The following is a 15,851-nucleotide window of genomic DNA, read 5'->3' as shown; positions in this document are numbered from 1 at the left end:
GAGATTGCCGCACCGCGTCCGGCAGGGTAGAGGCCGCCGCATCCCGCCCGAGACGTAGGAGCATCGTTACGTGACCGCAATCATCGACATCCATGGCCGCCAGATCCTCGACAGCCGAGGCAATCCCACCGTGGAAGTCGACGTGTTGCTGGAAGACGGCAGCTTCGGTCGTGCCGCCGTGCCGTCGGGCGCGTCGACCGGCGCACACGAGGCGGTCGAGAAGCGCGACGGCGACAAGAGCCGTTGGGGCGGCAAGGGTGTCGACGACGCGATCGATGCGGTGAACGGCGAACTGGTCGAGGCGCTGATCGGTCTGGATGCCGAGGATCAGGCTGACCTCGACCGCACGATGATCGAACTGGACGGAACGGAGAACAAGGGTCGGCTGGGCGCCAATGCGATCCTGGGCGTCAGCCTCGCCGCCGCCAAGGCCGCAGCCGAAGCGCGTGGCATGCCGCTGTACAAGTATGTCGGCGGCGTGTCGGCGCATGTGCTGCCGGTGCCGATGATGAACATCATCAACGGCGGCGAACATGCCGACAATCCGATCGATTTCCAGGAATTCATGATCGTCCCCGTGGGCGCCGAGAACATCGTCGAGGCGGTGCGCTGCGGTTCGGAGATTTTCCACACGCTCAAGAAGGCGCTGCACGACAAGGGGCTGGCGACCGGCGTCGGCGACGAGGGCGGTTTCGCGCCGAACATCGCGTCGACCGAGGAAGCGCTCGGCTTTATCATGCAGAGCATTGAAAAGGCTGGCTATACGCCTGGCGACGACGTGATGCTGGCGCTGGATTGCGCTGCGACCGAATTCTATAAGGACGGTCGCTACGACATTTCGGGCGAGGGCAAGGTGCTCGAAAGCGGCGCGATGGCGGAATATCTCGCCGATCTGACGCGCCGGTATCCGATCTTCTCGATCGAGGACGGCATGAGCGAGGACGATTGGGAGGGCTGGAAGGCGCTCACCGATCTGATCGGTGACAAGGTCCAGCTGGTCGGCGACGACCTGTTCGTAACCAACCCCAAGCGCCTCAAGCGCGGCATCGACGGCGGCTACGCCAACTCGCTGCTGGTGAAGGTCAACCAGATCGGCACGCTGACCGAGACGCTGGAGGCGGTCAACATGGCGCAGCGCAACCGCTATACCGCGGTGATGAGCCACCGCTCGGGCGAAACCGAGGATGCGACGATCGCCGATCTCGCGGTCGCGACCAATTGCGGACAGATCAAGACCGGCAGCCTCGCGCGCAGCGACCGGCTCGCCAAGTACAACCAGCTGATCCGTATCGAGGAAGAGCTCGGCGATGCGGCACGTTATGCCGGGCGCAGCGTTCTCAAGGCTTGATCGCAGGCGTGTTGCGAGCGAGGATGTAGCCTATGGCGCGGACAGTCCGGAAATCGGCGTTTCGAAGGGTGATGCGGCGCGCCGCGTTGCCCGCCCTCGGGCTGACGATCATGGCGTTCTTCGGCGCCTATGCGGTGCTGGGGCCGAACGGCATCCTCGCGTACGGGGACTATAAAAAGCAGCTGGCACGGCGAGAGAAGCAATTCACGGCGTTGGACCAGAAGCGGGCGGTGCTGAAGAACCGCGTGGCGCTGCTCGATCCGGATCATGCAAACCCGGATATGGTGGACGAGATGGTGCGCAAGGAATTGAACGTGGCGCATCCCGATGAGGTGATCGTTCCGCTCAGGTGACGGTGGAGGCATCGCCCTCCCGTCTTCTCACGGTCGTCGGTCCGCCGGGTTGGGGGCGCCTTTCATCTCGCCCCCTGTCACCAATGCATGGCGCGGCCTGTCACTCCTTGAAGTGGGGCGGTCCCAGATCCGTATCGCCGTTCTTCGTCGAGCCTACGCCGCCGGTTATCGGGAAGCCGTCGCCTGCCGCCGCATCGCTGGCGAAGTCCTCGCCGGGATTGCCGCCGCCGGCACTGCTACCGCTGCCGTGTACCGCACCGGTCTTCGGATCGAACGAGGCGCGCCGGCCGTTTTCCGGGGGCAGGGCAGGGTCGCGCGGCGGGCCTGCGTCGGTCGGCTTCGCGGCGACCTTGCCACTGGGGAACTGGCGACCGAGTTCGGCTTCCCGATCCTTGTTGTAGTCGAGCCCGTAAAATCCATCCTCGCTGTCGAACGGATTGCCTCGACGATCGCGACCGGGATCGACCTTTGGCGTGTCAGACATGGTAACCTCCTGATGTGACAGGCTGGCAACGCGCGGTGGGTGCAATCGTGTTCCGTCCGGCAGAGCGATCGTCGATCGAGCGGCCCGGCCCTTTTTCCCGACGTTCGTCGCGGATCTTTGCTACTGACCGGTATGAAAACCATTGACGCCGGCGGGCTCGCGTTATATACCAAGCAGTATAGAAGGTGACGGACGAAACCGCGCGTGACCTTCGATCATCAATACGCATGCCGGTCGGCGGCAGCAAAACGGACGCAACACTTCGCTGCTACTAGGCAGCGGCGGAGCGATGGGATGGTTCGCGGATCGTAACGGGAGTGACGCCATGGCCTTTCTTGCTTTCGCCGAGCCCGGCAACGCCGGCTATGCGCGCGTGACCGCGATGTCGTCTGCTCCGTTTCCCCGATCGATCGTCGTGGATCGGGACGCCCCTGTAATCGTCGCGGAAGAGCGGCCAATGCTGACGGAACTCGAACGGTCGGTCATCGGGATCGCCCGCCATGACGGTCTGGCGACGTTGCGCCAGCCGGGGCGGGTATCGCGTTGGCTTGGGCTGGTGTTCGGCGTGCGGATCAGCCCCCAGCTCGCCGATCCGAAGCTGGAGGCGCTGCGCCGTATCGCGGTGCTAAGCTGGAAGCGAGGATATTCGATCGCATCGGCGGAGGTGAAGGCGTTCCTCGCATCGGGCTATTCGCCGGCATTCTACGAGATGGTCGTCGATACGATCGCATCGGCACGACAGTCGGAGGCGAGGCGCGGTCGTCGCTAGAAGCGGTTCGTCATTTGCTCGATCGCGAACAGCGATTCGATGATATCGGCGGGCATGACCGGCTTTTCGTGATGGACGATCGATCGATACGCTTCATCGACCGTACATGCATCGTACCCGGTCGCGAACAGGAACGGTATCGCCCTCGCCAGCAGTAGCTCGGCGACGGGATAGCTCATCGTGCCGTGCAGATTGATGTCCAGCACCGCGCCGTCGATCCGGGCGGTAGCGCGGATCAGCGACAATGCGTCGGCGACACTGCCGACCGGCCCGACCACCGTCGCACCGGCATCGCGTAGCGCCAGCGCCAGATCGTCCGCAACGAGATATTCATCTTCGACGATGAGGATGCGGCGGTCGCGCAGGTCGATCGTCATCGGAGCGCCTGCCGGCCGACCGTCGTCAGTCGCAGCAACCCCGCGCCGGCCCGCGATGGCGGCGCCAGGCGGCCCGGCCTGCCCGCATGCGCGTCGCCAGCGACCGACATCCATTGAAGGCAGGTTGCGGAAATCGTGGCCATAATCGCATTGGTATCGCGCGCTTTGGCCAAAGCTGCAATCGGTCCGATGCCAACTTTTATCCGCTGCCTTGCACCGTCTCGACATTCTCGACACGCTCACAAGACCGGCTATTTGTCAGGCAAATTGACGAGGGTCGTTCGGCCGGGTAATCATCATCACCGGACGCGCATGGACGCGAAGGGGAGAGATGGATGAAGACGACCCTGACATGGCTGTTGGGTGCCGGGCTGGCGGCACTGGCGCCGGCCGGACTGTCGGCGCAGGCCGCAGCACCGGCTGCGACGACCACGCCCGACACCGTATCGATCCGCGGCGATCAACCCGGCCCCAAATACGACAAGCGCCTGTTCGGACAGTTCGCCGAGCATCTGGGCACCGGCATCTATGGCGGTATCTGGGTCGGACCGAACAGCAAGATTCCCAACGTCCGGGGCTATCGCACCGATGTCATCGACGCACTGAAGGCGATCCGCGTCCCTGTGGTCCGCTGGCCCGGTGGCTGTTTCGCGGACGAATACCATTGGCGGGAGGGGATTGGCGCGCGAGCGAAGCGCCCGGTCAAGATCAATACGCATTGGGGCGGGGTGACCGAGGACAATGCTGTCGGCACGCATGAGTTCATGGACTATTCCGAGATGCTGGGCGCGGAGGCCTATGTATCCGGCAACGTGGGGTCCGCGCCACCGCGCGAGATGGCGGAGTGGGTCGAGTATATGACCTCGCCGACCGGATCGAGCCTGGCCAGGGAACGCGCGGCCAACGGGCGCAAGCAGCCGTGGAAGTTGCCGATGTTCGGGATCGGCAACGAACTGTGGGGCTGCGGCGGCAACATGCTGCCCGAATATGCGGCGGACGAAACGCGGCGCTATGCGACGTTCGTCAAGACGCCGGACGGTGTGCCGGTGATGAAGGTGGCGAGCGGCGCCAATGCCGAGGATTACAACTGGACCGAAGTGATGATGAAGAAGGCGGGCACCGTCTTCCAAGGCATCGGCGTCCATTATTACACCGTGCCGGGCAGCTGGGCGAAAAAGGGCCCCGCGACCGGTTTCGACGAGGACGCGTGGGCGCGTACGCTCGTCAAGACGATGAAAATGGACGAGCTGATCCAGGGCCATTCCCGGATCATGGACAAATACGATCCCGGGAAGAAGGTCGCGCTGCTAGTAGACGAATGGGGGACGTGGTACGACCAGGAACCGGGATCGCACCCCGGTTTCCTGTATCAGCAGAACAGCCTACGCGATGCCGTGGTGACGAGCCTGAACCTCGACATCTTTGCGAAATATGCGGATCGCGTGCGTGGTGCGAATATCGCACAGATGGTCAACGTATTGCAGGCGATGCTGCTGACCGATGGCAAACGTATGGTGAAGACGCCGACCTATTGGGTGTTCGACATGTACAAGGACTATCAGGACGGTACCGTGTTGCCTGCCGAGGTAAGTTCGCACCTGTACAAGCATGGTGAATGGACGCTGCGTTCGGTCAGCTCCAGCGCGGTACGCGGCATCGACGGCGTGGTCCACGTCGGCCTGACCAACGTCGATCCGAACCAGTCGGCGACTGTCACGGTGCAACTGGCCGGGATCGCCGGCGGCACGGTGACCGGCCGTATCCTGACCGCACCCACGATCGATGCGCATAACACCTTCGATGCGCCCGATGCGGTAAGGCCGGTGGCATTCACCGGTGCGACGCTTGCGAACGGCACGGTGTCGGTCACGCTGCCGCCCAAATCGGTGGTGATGCTGGACATTCGCTAGCCGCGGGCAACCTGCGCCTCACCTTCCGCCGCCGCAGGCAGTGGGGGCGAGGCGCAAGCGTCAGCGCGTGAGCGCAATACCCAATTTGGTCTCGACCATCGCGCGAATGTCACCCCGCGCCCGCAGGCGTGCGGCGAGCAGTGCCGTGCCGCTGATCTTGCGCTGGACGAACAGGGTGTCGGCGGGCGGCAGGTGCCAGGTGGCACGGTCGCGCGCCATCTCCATGCCCTGTTCCCGCACGACGCCGACGAAGGCCCGGTCGCCGAAGTCGAACGGGCCGGGGCGGTTGAGTTCGCCAAGGATGACGTCGATCATCGTATCGATCAGCGGTTCGTGCCGGGCGGCGGCGGCAGCGCCGAGGAAGCCCGCGGCGATCGCCGCCGCGCGTACCGCATCGCGGCTGCCGGACAGCCCGGCGGCGAGCAGCGCACGATAATTGGCGACGGTTTCCGCCGGGATCGGACGTGTCGCGCCGAAATCGAGTAGCACGATCCGTCCGGTATCGGCCTGCCACCGATAATTGGCGAAGTTGGGATCCGTCTGCATCAACTCCCAGTCGAGCAACTCGCGCAATACCAGCGCGATCAGGCTGGCCATCACGCGGTCGCGGATCGGCGGCTCGGCGGTCTCCAGCGCCTCGATCGGGGTGCCGGCGACGAAGTCCATCGCAAGGACGCGCGGGGTGGTGAGATCGGAATGCAGGGCGGGGACGACGAACGCGGGATCGCCGGCGAGCGCGGCGCGGTAGCGGGCCAGCATGTCGCCCTCGCGCACATAATCCGCTTCCTCGTGAAGCTGACGCTTTGCCTCGCCGAGCAGCGACGCGATGTCGAGCTCCTTCGGCAACAGGCCGGAGACGCGGAGCAGCGTGGCGACATTGTCGACATCGGCGTCGATGCTCTCCTTCACCCCGGGATATTGCACCTTGATCGCCAATTCGCTCCCATCGGGCAGGCGGGCTCGATGCACCTGACCGATCGATGCAGCCGCGATGGGATGCGCCTGGAAATGGGCGAAGCGCCGCCGCCAGTCGCGCCCCCATTCGCGCGCCAGTACGGTATCGAGCTGTTGCGGCGGCATATGATGAGCGTTGTTGCGCAGCCGCGCGAGGATGGTGGCCAACTCTGGCGGCAGCATGTCGCCTGCGTCCATCGAGATCATCTGGCCGAGCTTCATCGCCGCACCGCGGAGATGGGAGAGCTGATCGGCGACGCGGGTCGCGTTGGCCGGCGTCAGCAGCATGTCGCCCAGCCGGGGACGTTCGCCCGCCGCGAGCCGTCGCGCGCCCTCGGCGACGACGCCGCCGCCGACCCCGGCGGCGAGCCGTCCGAACGCGCCGAGCCGCGACAGCCGGCCGCTAGGCACCGCGCGGCCTCTGGAGGGGCTGCTGTCGTCGGTCATTCGGATGTCCTTGAAACGGCCGGGCGAACGGCGCGGCAGTGGGTAAACGCACCGCCGGGCCGTCCGTGTCCGTCAGGGGATCAGCCGATCAGCACGCAACCGGGCGAACAGATCGAAGAACGCATCGTCGGTCGGTCGATAGGACGTGAAGCCTAGCCGCCGGCTCTTCGACATATCCGTCACGACCTCGATGGGGCGGCCGAGATCGGCGTCTGTGTGCCAAGGCGATGCGAGTCGCGACATGTCGGGTTCGACCAGATCGTGACGCCCGGCGATCCGGCGCCAGCGGTCGGCGTCGCCCGCCATCGCGGTTTCGAGCGGCTGGATCGTGCCGTCAAACGGGGCTGGTTCGACGCCGAACCATTCGGCGATGCGACCCCACATCCAGCTCCAGCGGAAAACGTCGCCGTTGACAATGTTGAACGCCTCGTTGCGCGCGGCGGGTGTGGTCACTGCCCACAGCAGGTGCGCGGCCAGCTGTCCGGCATCGGTCATGTCGGTCAGGCCGTTCCATTGCGCTGCCGACCCCGGGAAGCGGAACGGTCGCCCCGTTTCCCGGCACAGGGTGGCATAGACGGCGAGCGTCGTACCCATGTTCATCGCATTGCCGACTGCCTTACCGATCACCGTGTGCGGGCGATGGACGCTCCACGAAAATCCATCGCGCCGAGCAGCGGCGAACACCTCGTCCTCCTGTGCATAATAGAAGTTCTCCACGTCCAGCCGGCCTTGTTCCTCGCGGAATGGGGTCTGGGGCAGCGTGCCCTTGCCATAAGCCTCGAACGGCCCGAGGTAATGCTTCAGACCGGTGACGAGTGCGACGTGACGCGGCGCACCTCCCGGACGCAGGCCATCGAGCAGGTTGCGGACCATCGTCGCATTGACGCGGATATTCTCCGCCTCGCTGTCCTGTCGCAGCCACGTGGTGATGAAGACCGCATCCGGGCGGATATCGGCCAGCGCCGCCGCGGTGCCGGCGGCGTCGAGTAGGTCGGCCGCGACCGGCGTGACGCCGGGTTGCGCGACGGGGCGACGGGCAAGGCCGTGGACGGTCCATCCTTCGCGGTTCAACAATTCTGCCGTCGCGCTGCCGACGATGCCGCTCGCGCCGACCACCAATGCGGTACCTGCCATAAAGTCGTGTCCTTATCCTGTTCGGTCAACGAGCTAGGCAGTGCGCGGCGCATCTTCTAGACGGCACCGTTTGGGATCATAGGCACCAGAAGGTACCCAGCGATGCAACCGGGTAGCGACGACGACGAATGGCGCGAGGATTGTGCACCGCGGCGCGTGCTGGAGCTGTTCGCGACGAAATGGACGAGCATGATATTGCACACGTTGCATGCCCGGCATGATGGCGCCGCGCGCACCGGCGTGCTGCTGCGCAGTCTGCCCGGCATATCCAAGAAGATGCTAACGCAGACCCTGCGCGAGATGGAGGGCAGCGGGCTGGTGTCGCGCCACGTGCAGGGGACGATCCCGCCAGCGGTGGAATATCGCCTGACCGATCTCGGTCGCCGCTTCGTCACCCCGGTCGAGATGCTGTACGCGTGGGGACGCGAGAATGCCGACGCCCTCGACGCGCTCGGGGTGAGGCCACGGTCCCGTCGAGCTGCCCCGCCGGCATCCTGATCCCTGCATACGTATGCCCTCGGCCGTGCGGTTGACGGCCTCCCGCCTCCCGCCCAGAGCCGCGTCAAACGACGACGGGAGAGACGACGATGCGAGCCAACCTGCTGCTGGCGATGACTGCGCTGGCGACGATGACGGTGCCGGCAGCCGCAACGGCACAGACCGCCGCCGCCGTTACCGTCCGGACCGATGGCGCCGAAGCGCGGCAGGGCGATGCGATCGTTCGCGTGGTCGCGCTGACCGATGCCATCCTCCGCATCCGGATTGGCCGCGACGGTGCGATGCCCGAGGATGCGAGCTGGGCGGTCGACAAGGCGACGCGCGCGCAAAAGGTCGCCGTCACCCCCGCCGCGGATGGATTTACGACCAGGACGATGCGGGTGCGGTTCCTTGCCGACGGGCGGCTGCGTGTCGAGGATCTGGCGGGGAACGTTATCTCGGAAGATGCCACTCCGGCGACGTTCGACGGCACCGCATTCACGCTGAAAAAGACGATGCCGCAGGCCGAACATTATTTCGGCATGGGCGACAAGACTGGCGGGCTGGACCGACGTGGCAAGAGCTTCGTCCACTGGAACACCGATGCGTTCGGCTTCACGAGCGCGGAGGATCCGATCTACAAATCGATCCCGTTCTTCATCGGAGTCGGCGGGGCAGGCGGCAGCTATGGCGTGTTCCTCGACAACACATGGCGGACCTGGTTCGACTTTGGCCACCGCAACGCGAACGAACTGAGCTTCGGCGGGCCTGACGGACCGGTGGACTATTATCTGATCGCCGGACCGACGACGGCGGAGGTTGTGCGCCGCTACACCGACCTGACCGGCAAGGCGCCGCTGACGCCGCAATGGGCGCTGGGGTATCAGCAGTCGCGCTACAGCTACATGACCGCCGACGAGTTGCGCGGTGTCGCGGCCAGGCTGCGGCAGGAACGCGTGCCGACCGACGTGCTGTGGCTGGACATCGACTGGCAGGATCGAAACCGGCCGTTCACCGTCGATACCAAGGCGTTTCCCGATATGAAGGGGATGATCGGCGACCTGAAACAGCAGGGTTTCAAGGTGGTGACGATCACCGACATGCACATCGCCAGGGCTGAAGGGCAGGGCTACGCCCCTTATGACGATGGCACGAAGCGTGACGAATTCATCCGCCGCGCCGACCATTCGGTATACGTCGCCCCCGTCTGGCCCGGACCCTCGGTGTTCCCCGATTTCACGCAGGCGAAGACGCGCGACTGGTTCGGCGGCCTGTTCGCCGATCAGGTGAAGATGGGCGTCGCCGGGGCGTGGAACGACATGAACGAACCGGCGATCTTCGAAACGCCGACCAAGACGATGCCCGACGACGTCGTGCACCGCATCGTCAGCGACGATTTCGCCCGCCGCACCGCGACGCATGCCGAAATCCACAATGTCTATGGTATGGAAAACACCCGCGCGACCTTCGAGGGTCTGCGCAAGCTGTCACCGAACGAGCGGCCGTTCGTCATGACGCGCGCCAGCTACGCCGGCGGACAGCGCTATTCGGTGACGTGGACCGGCGACAATCTCGCGACCTGGGATCATCTGAAGCTGTCGATCCAGCAGATCATCAATCTCGGCCTGTCCGGCTTTTCCTATGGCGCGGCGGACGTCAGCGGTTTCGCGGGCGGGCCGGGCGAGGACTTGCTGACGCGCTGGTTCCAGATCGGCGCCTTCTATCCCGTCTTCCGCAACCACAGTGCCAAGGGCACACCCCGGGTGGAGCCGTGGGTCGGTTCGCCCGAACATCTCGCGATCCGGCGGCGATTCGTCGAGGAACGCTATCGCCTGATGCCGTACCTGTATGCGCTGGCGGAGCAGAACGCACGCACCGGCGACCCGATCCTGCGCCCGGTGTTCTACGATTATCCGTCGGCGATGCGCATGTCGTGCGACCAGTCGTGGACCTTCACGCTCGGCCGCTCGCTACTGGTTGCGCCTGCGCCCAACCCCGACCAGCCGCGCGCCTATGACGTCTGCCTGCCGGCGGGCGGCTGGTACGATTACTGGACGGGCCAGCGCGCCGGCGTGCCGCAGCAGCAGACCGGACCGGGGCAGATCCAGTCGGCGACGCAGGCGACCGGGCAGGCGACCGTATCGGGCGACCGGGTTACGGTGACCCCGACGATCGCAACGCTGCCGGTGTTCGTACGCGCAGGGACGATCCTGCCCCGCCAGCCGCTGGTACAGAGCACGGCGCAGGTGCCGGACGGCCCGTTGCAACTCGACGTCTATCCCGGCGAGGATTGCCGCGGCGACCTGTACGCCGACGACGGTCATTCCATGGGCTATACCCGTGGGCAGTTCCTGCGGCAGGCGATCTCATGTCAGGTGGGCGACGCCGGCATGACGCTGCGCTTCGCGGCGCGGCAGGGGCGTTATGCGCCGTGGTGGAAGCAGCTGCGCGTGGTGGTCCACGGCTGGACGGGCGAAGGCGCGGTATCGGCAGCGCGGCGCGCGGTTGCGGCGCAACGCGATGCGACCGCCAATACGCTCAGCTTCACCTTGCCCGACCAGCGCACGGCGGCCGATATCACCATCGCCCGCCGCTAATTCGTAGAAGGCCCGTCGCCGGCCTGACCGGTGCTCCGTCATCGACAGGTCGCGATGACCGGCTGGCGTTATGATGCACAGCCTGGTCGGCGGCTGATCGTATGCCGGAACGCGTCTGCCCCGGCAGCATCGCAAACCGCTATCCCAGCCGCGCCGCGTGCCAGCGCAGATGATCGGCCATGAACGTCGCGATGAAATAATAACTGTGGTCGTACCCGGGCTGGATCCGCAGCGTCAGGTCGATCCCTTCGGTCCCGCAGGTGTCCGCCAGCAGTGACGGTTGCAACTGGCTATCCAGGAACTGGTCTGCATCGCCCTGATCCACCAGCAGCGATGGCACGCTTGCGCCGTCCTGGATCAGCGCGACCGCATCATGCGCCCGCCACGCCGCCCGGTCCTCGCCCAGATAGCCGCCCAGCGCCTTGTGTCCCCACGGCACTTGTGACGGCGCCACGATCGGTGCGAAGGCGGACACCGCGCGAAAGCGATCCGCGAGCGTTAGTCCGATCGTCAGCGCACCGTGTCCGCCCATCGAATGACCCATGATCGACTGACGGTTCATGTCTGCCGGGAAATGTCGGGCGATCAGTGCGGGCAGCTCCTCGGTCACGTACGACCACATACGGAAATGGGACGACCACGGCTCCTGCGTGGCGTCGACGTAGAAGCCCGCACCCTGACCGAAGTCGTAGGCGGCATCGTCTGCCACGCCCTCGCCCCGCGGCGACGTATCGGGTGCGACGAAGATCAGCCCCAGTTCCGCGCAGGTACGGCGATAGTCGCCCTTGTCGGTGACGTTGGCATGAGTGCACGTCAGCCCCGACAGATACCATACCACCGGCAACGTCGCTCCCTCGTTATGCGGCGGTACGTAGACCGAGAACGTCATCGGCGTTCCGGTCGCGGTCGAGGCATGGGTGTAGACGCCTTGCGTGCCGCCATATGCCCTGGCCGTTGAAACGGTCTCGATCGTCATCTGAACACCAATGTCCTGTTGCCGTTGAGGAAGACGCGTCGCTCGCCGACCCATGCGACCGCACGGGCGAGCACCTGCGACTCGATGTCGCGACCGATGCGGATCAGATCGTCGACGCTGGCGCGATGATCGACGCGCTCGACCGCCTGTTCGATGATCGGTCCCTCGTCTAGGTCACTTGTGACGAAATGCGCGGTGGCGCCGATCAGCTTGACGCCGCGGGCGTGCGCGCGATGATACGGTCGTGCGCCCTTGAAGCCCGGCAGGAAGCTGTGGTGGATGTTGATGCAGCGCCCTTCCAGGGCCGTGACCAGCGTGGGGCTGAGCACCTGCATGTAGCGGGCGAGCACCAGATAATCCGCTCGCGTGTCCGCCATCAGCCGGACGATCGCCGCTTCCTGATCGTGGCGGGTTTCGGTGGTGACCGGCAGGTGATGCCACGGCAGACCATGCCATTGCACAAGCGGTCGCAGCGTGTCGTGGTTCGACAGCACGCCACCGATGTCCACCGGCAGGGTGCCCGTCTGCCATCGGTGGAGCAGGTCGTTGAGGCAATGCGACCCCTTCGACACGGCGATCAGCACACGGGGACGATCCTCCGGCGCGTGCAGGTTCCAGTCGAAGCCGAAGGTGGCGGCGACCGGAACCAGCATCGCGCGTACCACTGCGGGATCGTGGGGGAAGCGCGCGCCGCCGCCGGTGAAGACGACGCGCATGAAGAAGCGCCCCGTCTCCAGATCCGCATATTGCTGGCTATCGAGGATGAAGCCATCGATACCGGCGAGCGCGCTGGACACCGCTGCGACGATGCCCACGCGATCCTGGCAGGTCAGCGTCAGGACCAGCGCGCGCGCCGCATCGGTCATCAGGCGGCGACGCGATGCATCGCGCATACCTTGTTGCCGGCGGGATCGCGGAGGTAGGCGAGATAGAGTGGCCCGAACGGCGAATTACGCACGCCCGGCGCATCCTCGATGGCGGTGCCTCCGGCCGCGACGCCCGCCGCATGCCATGCATCAGCCGCGTCAGGCGAGGAGGCGGCGAAGCCGATCGTACCGCCATTGGCGTGGCAGGCCGGCTCGCCGTTGATCGGCCTGGTCAGGATCAACAGGCCGTCGCCATGCATGTAGGCCGTGCGCCCCATCGGATCGGCGCGACCCGGCCCCGCGCCGAGCGCTCCCAGCGTGGCGTCGTAGAATGCCCTCGACGCATCCATGTCATTCGTGCCGATCATGATATGGCTGAACATACTCTCTCCTGTTTATCGGGGTGGCGCACGGGCAATTGGGCCACCCCGGTTTCGATCTTGCCCTTGCGTGTTCCTTGCCGTGAGGCGAGCCAGCGAACAAGTGCCGGGCATCCGGAGAGCGGGCGGGCGTTCAGTAGATCACGACGCTGCGGATACTTTCACCCGCATGCATCAGGTCGAACCCCTTGTTGATCTCGTCCAGCGTCAGCCGGTGCGTGATCATCGGATCGATCTGGATCATGCCGTCCATATACCAGTCGACGATCTTGGGCGTGTCGGTCCGTCCGCGGGCACCGCCGAACGCGGTGCCGCGCCAGTTGCGCCCCGTCACCAGCTGGAACGGGCGGGTGCTTATTTCCTTGCCGGCCTCGGCGACGCCGATGATGACCGAAGTGCCCCAGCCGCGGTGGCAGCATTCCAGCGCCTGTCGCATCACATCGGTGTTGCCGGTTGCGTCGAATGAATAATCCGCCCCGCCATCGGTCAGCGCAACGATATGCTGGACGATATCGCCGACATCGCGCGGATTGGCGAAGTGCGTCATGCCGAAGCGGCGACCCCACTCCTCGCGGTCCGGGTTGATGTCGACGCCGACGATCATCTTTGCGCCGGCCAGCTTCGCGCCCTGAATGACGTTCAGGCCGATGCCGCCGAGCCCGAACACCACGACGGTATCGCCGACCTGCACCTTGGCGGTATTGACCACCGCGCCGACGCCGGTCGTCACGCCGCAGCCGACGTAGCAGCTGGTATCGAACGGAGCGTCCTTGCGGATGTTGGCCACCGCGATCTCCGGCAGCACGGTGAAGTTCGAGAAGGTCGAACAGCCCATGTAATGGAAGATCGGCTGCCCCTTGTAGCTGAACCGGGTCGTGCCGTCGGGCATCAGCCCCTTGCCCTGCGTCGCGCGGATCGCGGTGCACAGGTTGGTCTTCTGGCTGAGGCACGACTTACACTGGCGGCACTCGGGCGTGTAGAGCGGAATGACGTGATCGCCGACCGCAACGCTCGTCACGCCCGCGCCGATCTCGCGCACGATCCCGGCCCCTTCGTGGCCGAGGACGCTGGGAAACAGCCCCTCGCTGTCGAGACCGTCCAGCGTATAGGCATCGGTGTGGCAGATGCCGGTCGCCATGATCTCGACCAGCACCTCCCCGGCCTTCGGGCCTTCGAGGTCCAGCTCGACGATCTCGAGCGGCTGCTTCGCGGCGAACGCGACGGCGGCGCGGGTCTTCATGATAGGCAGGCTCCGGTCATCTACAGACGCGTCGCGACTACCGCCTGATCGCTATCGGTAGCAAGCGGTGGCGTTTCGCCGGATCGACAGGTGGCCTCGGTTCGGCGGGGTGGGGCGAGTCACAATCCCTCGCCACCCACCCATTGCGCGTGGGCGAGGCGGCGGGCGAGCGTCCAGTTCTGCTGGCGGATATCCGGCACCGCCACCACCTCCCATAACTCGCCGCGCGTCATCGGGCCGATGCAATACATCCGCTCGTCCACTTGGCCGGACCGGTCGATCACCCGCGATTGGGCATCGACGTCCAGTCCGATCCGCAATGCATCCGGACGGATCATGCCGTCGGCGAGCAGGCGTTGCAGCAGAGGCTCGTCCGATCGCAGCAGGTCTCCCTGCGGCCCGGTGCAATTGACGATGCGGGCCACCCGTACCGTCTCCACCGCATCCGAGCCACGCGGTCGCCAGCGCAGCATCGCACCGTCGCCATCGCTTGCCGCCGACACCAGCTTGCCTGCCGCGAATTGCAGGCGTCCGTCATCGCGCAACCGATCGATACGGGCGGCGATCTTGGGCGCGAGTCGATGCCGGTGGACATCCCAATAGGGTCGCAAATGGCGCAGGAAGCGCCCTCTCATGATGCCGTTCGCCGCGCCCCATATGATCTGCGTCATCGGCCGTAATTCGTCGACCGCCGCCCGCCAGCCGATGTCGGCAGCGCGGGTGCGGACGGAGCGGATCAATGCAGAGGCTTCGCCGGCGGGTTTTTCGCGAAGGCCGGGCCGGCCCGGCGCATCGGCATGCGCGCGTGGCACCAGCCCGCGCCGCGAGATGGCGAGGATCGGCCCGCGGAAACCTGCTGCGTCGAGCATCAGCGCCGCATCGATCGCGGTCAGTCCGGTGCCGATCAATACGACGCGATCCTTGTCGTCCAGCCCGTCGGCGATGTCGCCGGCCCAGGGATCGGCGCGATAGCAGTTCGGCAACGCGTCGGGATCCAGTCCCGGCGGGGTATGGGGTGGCAGATTGCCGACGGCGAGCACCGCGACGTCGGCGGCGATGCGGCGTCCGTCCCCGGTCGCCGCCACGATACCCGACGCATCCCGCGTCAGATCGGTGACCGTTGCATCAATCAGCGTCAGCCGGTCGCCGTGCGACGCGGCGGCGTCATCCAGCATCTCGCGCAGATAGGTGCCATAGACGCGGCGCGATACGAACGTTCCGGCGTCTCCCATATCCCGGCTTTCGAGCCAGCGCACGAAATGGCCTGGATCGTCCGGCAATGCACTCATGTTGCCGGCGCGAACGTTCAGCAGATGCTCGTTGTGCGCCGCGCTATAGGCGACGCCGCGCGCCATTTGCGCGGCCCTGCGTTCGATCAGGGTGGCGCGGGTTCCGTCGTGACGCAGCAGGTTGATCGCGAGCAGCGTTCCCGAAAAACCGCCACCGATGATGACGACGTGATCGCCGGCTGCCATGTCAACGCGGTTCGACGCCACATCCGTTCCTTCGCTTCCCGGTCTGCCCGCCGGTAGTGGGTGG

16 protein-coding genes are annotated in these 15,851 nt (G+C 65.7%); 6 read left to right on the top strand and 10 right to left on the bottom strand.

The genetic code is table 11. The annotated features are described in order from the left end of the window. The first annotated feature begins 70 nt into the window (after window positions 1-70). A complete protein-coding gene (gene eno, locus NF699_04910; protein ID USU06025.1) occupies window positions 71-1,348 on the top strand; it encodes a phosphopyruvate hydratase in 1,278 nt (425 codons plus the stop codon). A 71-nt stretch (window positions 1,349-1,419) separates the two neighbouring features. Beyond that, the gene (locus tag NF699_04905; protein USU06024.1) at window positions 1,420-1,701 is read left to right on the top strand and encodes a septum formation initiator family protein; all 282 of its coding nucleotides are present in this window, start codon (window positions 1,420-1,422) and stop codon (window positions 1,699-1,701) included. A gap of 100 nt (window positions 1,702-1,801) precedes the next feature. On the opposite strand, the gene NF699_04900 is transcribed toward NF699_04905, so the two are convergent. After that, complete coding sequence (locus NF699_04900; GenBank protein USU06023.1) at window positions 1,802-2,185, bottom strand: hypothetical protein; 384 nt, start codon at window positions 2,183-2,185, stop codon at window positions 1,802-1,804. A 325-nt stretch (window positions 2,186-2,510) separates the two neighbouring features. Between NF699_04900 and NF699_04895 the strand changes: the two genes are divergently transcribed. Then, the gene (locus NF699_04895; protein ID USU06022.1) at window positions 2,511-2,954 is read left to right on the top strand and encodes a hypothetical protein; all 444 of its coding nucleotides are present in this window, start codon (window positions 2,511-2,513) and stop codon (window positions 2,952-2,954) included. Here NF699_04895 and NF699_04890 read toward each other — a convergent pair. Next, window positions 2,951-3,331, bottom strand: a complete 381-nt coding sequence (locus NF699_04890) for a response regulator (GenBank protein USU06021.1) — start codon at window positions 3,329-3,331, stop codon at window positions 2,951-2,953. The genes NF699_04895 and NF699_04890 overlap by 4 nt on opposite strands. Then, window positions 3,328-3,474 carry a hypothetical protein gene (locus NF699_04885; protein ID USU06020.1) on the bottom strand — a complete coding sequence of 49 codons (147 nt, stop codon included), beginning with the start codon at window positions 3,472-3,474 and terminating at the stop codon, window positions 3,328-3,330. The genes NF699_04890 and NF699_04885 overlap by 4 nt, the downstream gene beginning before the upstream one ends. Window positions 3,475-3,666: 192 nt before the next feature. Between NF699_04885 and NF699_04880 the strand changes: the two genes are divergently transcribed. Further along, window positions 3,667-5,241: an alpha-N-arabinofuranosidase gene (locus NF699_04880; protein USU06019.1), complete on the top strand. Its 1,575-nt coding sequence runs from the start codon at window positions 3,667-3,669 to the stop codon at window positions 5,239-5,241. A 60-nt stretch (window positions 5,242-5,301) separates the two neighbouring features. On the opposite strand, the gene NF699_04875 is transcribed toward NF699_04880, so the two are convergent. Both NF699_04875 and NF699_04870 read right to left on the bottom strand, forming a co-directional pair. Next, window positions 5,302-6,642: an AarF/ABC1/UbiB kinase family protein gene (locus NF699_04875; GenBank protein ID USU06018.1), complete on the bottom strand. Its 1,341-nt coding sequence runs from the start codon at window positions 6,640-6,642 to the stop codon at window positions 5,302-5,304. Between the two features lie 72 nt (window positions 6,643-6,714). Beyond that, a complete protein-coding gene (locus NF699_04870; protein USU06017.1) occupies window positions 6,715-7,776 on the bottom strand; it encodes an SDR family oxidoreductase in 1,062 nt (353 codons plus the stop codon). Between the two features lie 102 nt (window positions 7,777-7,878). Between NF699_04870 and NF699_04865 the strand changes: the two genes are divergently transcribed. Both NF699_04865 and NF699_04860 read left to right on the top strand, forming a co-directional pair. Continuing rightward, window positions 7,879-8,274 (top strand): helix-turn-helix transcriptional regulator, encoded by a 396-nt coding sequence (locus NF699_04865; GenBank protein USU06016.1) that lies wholly within the window; start codon window positions 7,879-7,881, stop codon window positions 8,272-8,274. An 89-nt stretch (window positions 8,275-8,363) separates the two neighbouring features. Next, window positions 8,364-10,850: a DUF5110 domain-containing protein gene (locus NF699_04860; protein USU06015.1), complete on the top strand. Its 2,487-nt coding sequence runs from the start codon at window positions 8,364-8,366 to the stop codon at window positions 10,848-10,850. A gap of 139 nt (window positions 10,851-10,989) precedes the next feature. On the opposite strand, the gene fghA is transcribed toward NF699_04860, so the two are convergent. The 5 genes from fghA to NF699_04835 all read right to left on the bottom strand — a co-directional run bounded on the left by fghA (window position 10,990) and on the right by NF699_04835 (window position 15,787). Then, window positions 10,990-11,826, bottom strand: coding sequence for an S-formylglutathione hydrolase (fghA, locus tag NF699_04855; protein ID USU06014.1), 837 nt, complete (start codon window positions 11,824-11,826; stop codon window positions 10,990-10,992). Beyond that, a complete protein-coding gene (gene purU / locus NF699_04850; GenBank protein ID USU06013.1) occupies window positions 11,823-12,719 on the bottom strand; it encodes a formyltetrahydrofolate deformylase in 897 nt (298 codons plus the stop codon). Before purU ends, fghA begins: the two co-directional genes overlap by 4 nt. Then, entirely contained in the window at window positions 12,692-13,075 is a 384-nt protein-coding gene (locus tag NF699_04845) for a VOC family protein (GenBank protein ID USU06012.1), read from the bottom strand. The genes purU and NF699_04845 overlap by 28 nt, the downstream gene beginning before the upstream one ends. Window positions 13,076-13,205: 130 nt before the next feature. Continuing rightward, window positions 13,206-14,312: an S-(hydroxymethyl)glutathione dehydrogenase/class III alcohol dehydrogenase gene (locus NF699_04840; protein ID USU06011.1), complete on the bottom strand. Its 1,107-nt coding sequence runs from the start codon at window positions 14,310-14,312 to the stop codon at window positions 13,206-13,208. A 119-nt stretch (window positions 14,313-14,431) separates the two neighbouring features. Then, entirely contained in the window at window positions 14,432-15,787 is a 1,356-nt protein-coding gene (locus NF699_04835; protein USU06010.1) for an FAD/NAD(P)-binding protein, read from the bottom strand. Between the last annotated feature and the right edge of the window lie 64 nt (window positions 15,788-15,851).

Source organism: Sphingomonadaceae bacterium OTU29LAMAA1, from assembly GCA_024072375.1.
In the GTDB taxonomy this organism is placed as follows: domain Bacteria; phylum Pseudomonadota; class Alphaproteobacteria; order Sphingomonadales; family Sphingomonadaceae; genus Sphingomonas.
Note: the sequence above shows the minus strand (reverse complement) of the source record. Positions and strands in the feature narration are given on the sequence as shown.

What these genes read in the sequence shown, in the direction of transcription:
- NF699_04900 (USU06023.1), bottom strand. Translation starts at nt 2,185, where the DNA reads ATGTCTGACACGCCAAAGGTCGATCCCGGTCGCGATCGTCGAGGCAAT.
- purU (USU06013.1), bottom strand. Translation starts at nt 12,719, where the DNA reads ATGCGCGATGCATCGCGTCGCCGCCTGATGACCGATGCGGCGCGCGCG.
- NF699_04895 (USU06022.1), top strand. Translation starts at nt 2,511, where the DNA reads ATGGCCTTTCTTGCTTTCGCCGAGCCCGGCAACGCCGGCTATGCGCGC.
- NF699_04860 (USU06015.1), top strand. Translation starts at nt 8,364, where the DNA reads ATGCGAGCCAACCTGCTGCTGGCGATGACTGCGCTGGCGACGATGACG.
- NF699_04835 (USU06010.1), bottom strand. Translation starts at nt 15,787, where the DNA reads ATGGCAGCCGGCGATCACGTCGTCATCATCGGTGGCGGTTTTTCGGGA.
- NF699_04905 (USU06024.1), top strand. Translation starts at nt 1,420, where the DNA reads ATGCGGCGCGCCGCGTTGCCCGCCCTCGGGCTGACGATCATGGCGTTC.
- NF699_04870 (USU06017.1), bottom strand. Translation starts at nt 7,776, where the DNA reads ATGGCAGGTACCGCATTGGTGGTCGGCGCGAGCGGCATCGTCGGCAGC.
- NF699_04890 (USU06021.1), bottom strand. Translation starts at nt 3,331, where the DNA reads ATGACGATCGACCTGCGCGACCGCCGCATCCTCATCGTCGAAGATGAA.
- NF699_04865 (USU06016.1), top strand. Translation starts at nt 7,879, where the DNA reads ATGCAACCGGGTAGCGACGACGACGAATGGCGCGAGGATTGTGCACCG.
- NF699_04880 (USU06019.1), top strand. Translation starts at nt 3,667, where the DNA reads ATGAAGACGACCCTGACATGGCTGTTGGGTGCCGGGCTGGCGGCACTG.
- NF699_04840 (USU06011.1), bottom strand. Translation starts at nt 14,312, where the DNA reads ATGAAGACCCGCGCCGCCGTCGCGTTCGCCGCGAAGCAGCCGCTCGAG.
- NF699_04845 (USU06012.1), bottom strand. Translation starts at nt 13,075, where the DNA reads ATGTTCAGCCATATCATGATCGGCACGAATGACATGGATGCGTCGAGG.
- fghA (USU06014.1), bottom strand. Translation starts at nt 11,826, where the DNA reads ATGACGATCGAGACCGTTTCAACGGCCAGGGCATATGGCGGCACGCAA.
- NF699_04885 (USU06020.1), bottom strand. Translation starts at nt 3,474, where the DNA reads ATGGCCACGATTTCCGCAACCTGCCTTCAATGGATGTCGGTCGCTGGC.
- NF699_04875 (USU06018.1), bottom strand. Translation starts at nt 6,642, where the DNA reads ATGACCGACGACAGCAGCCCCTCCAGAGGCCGCGCGGTGCCTAGCGGC.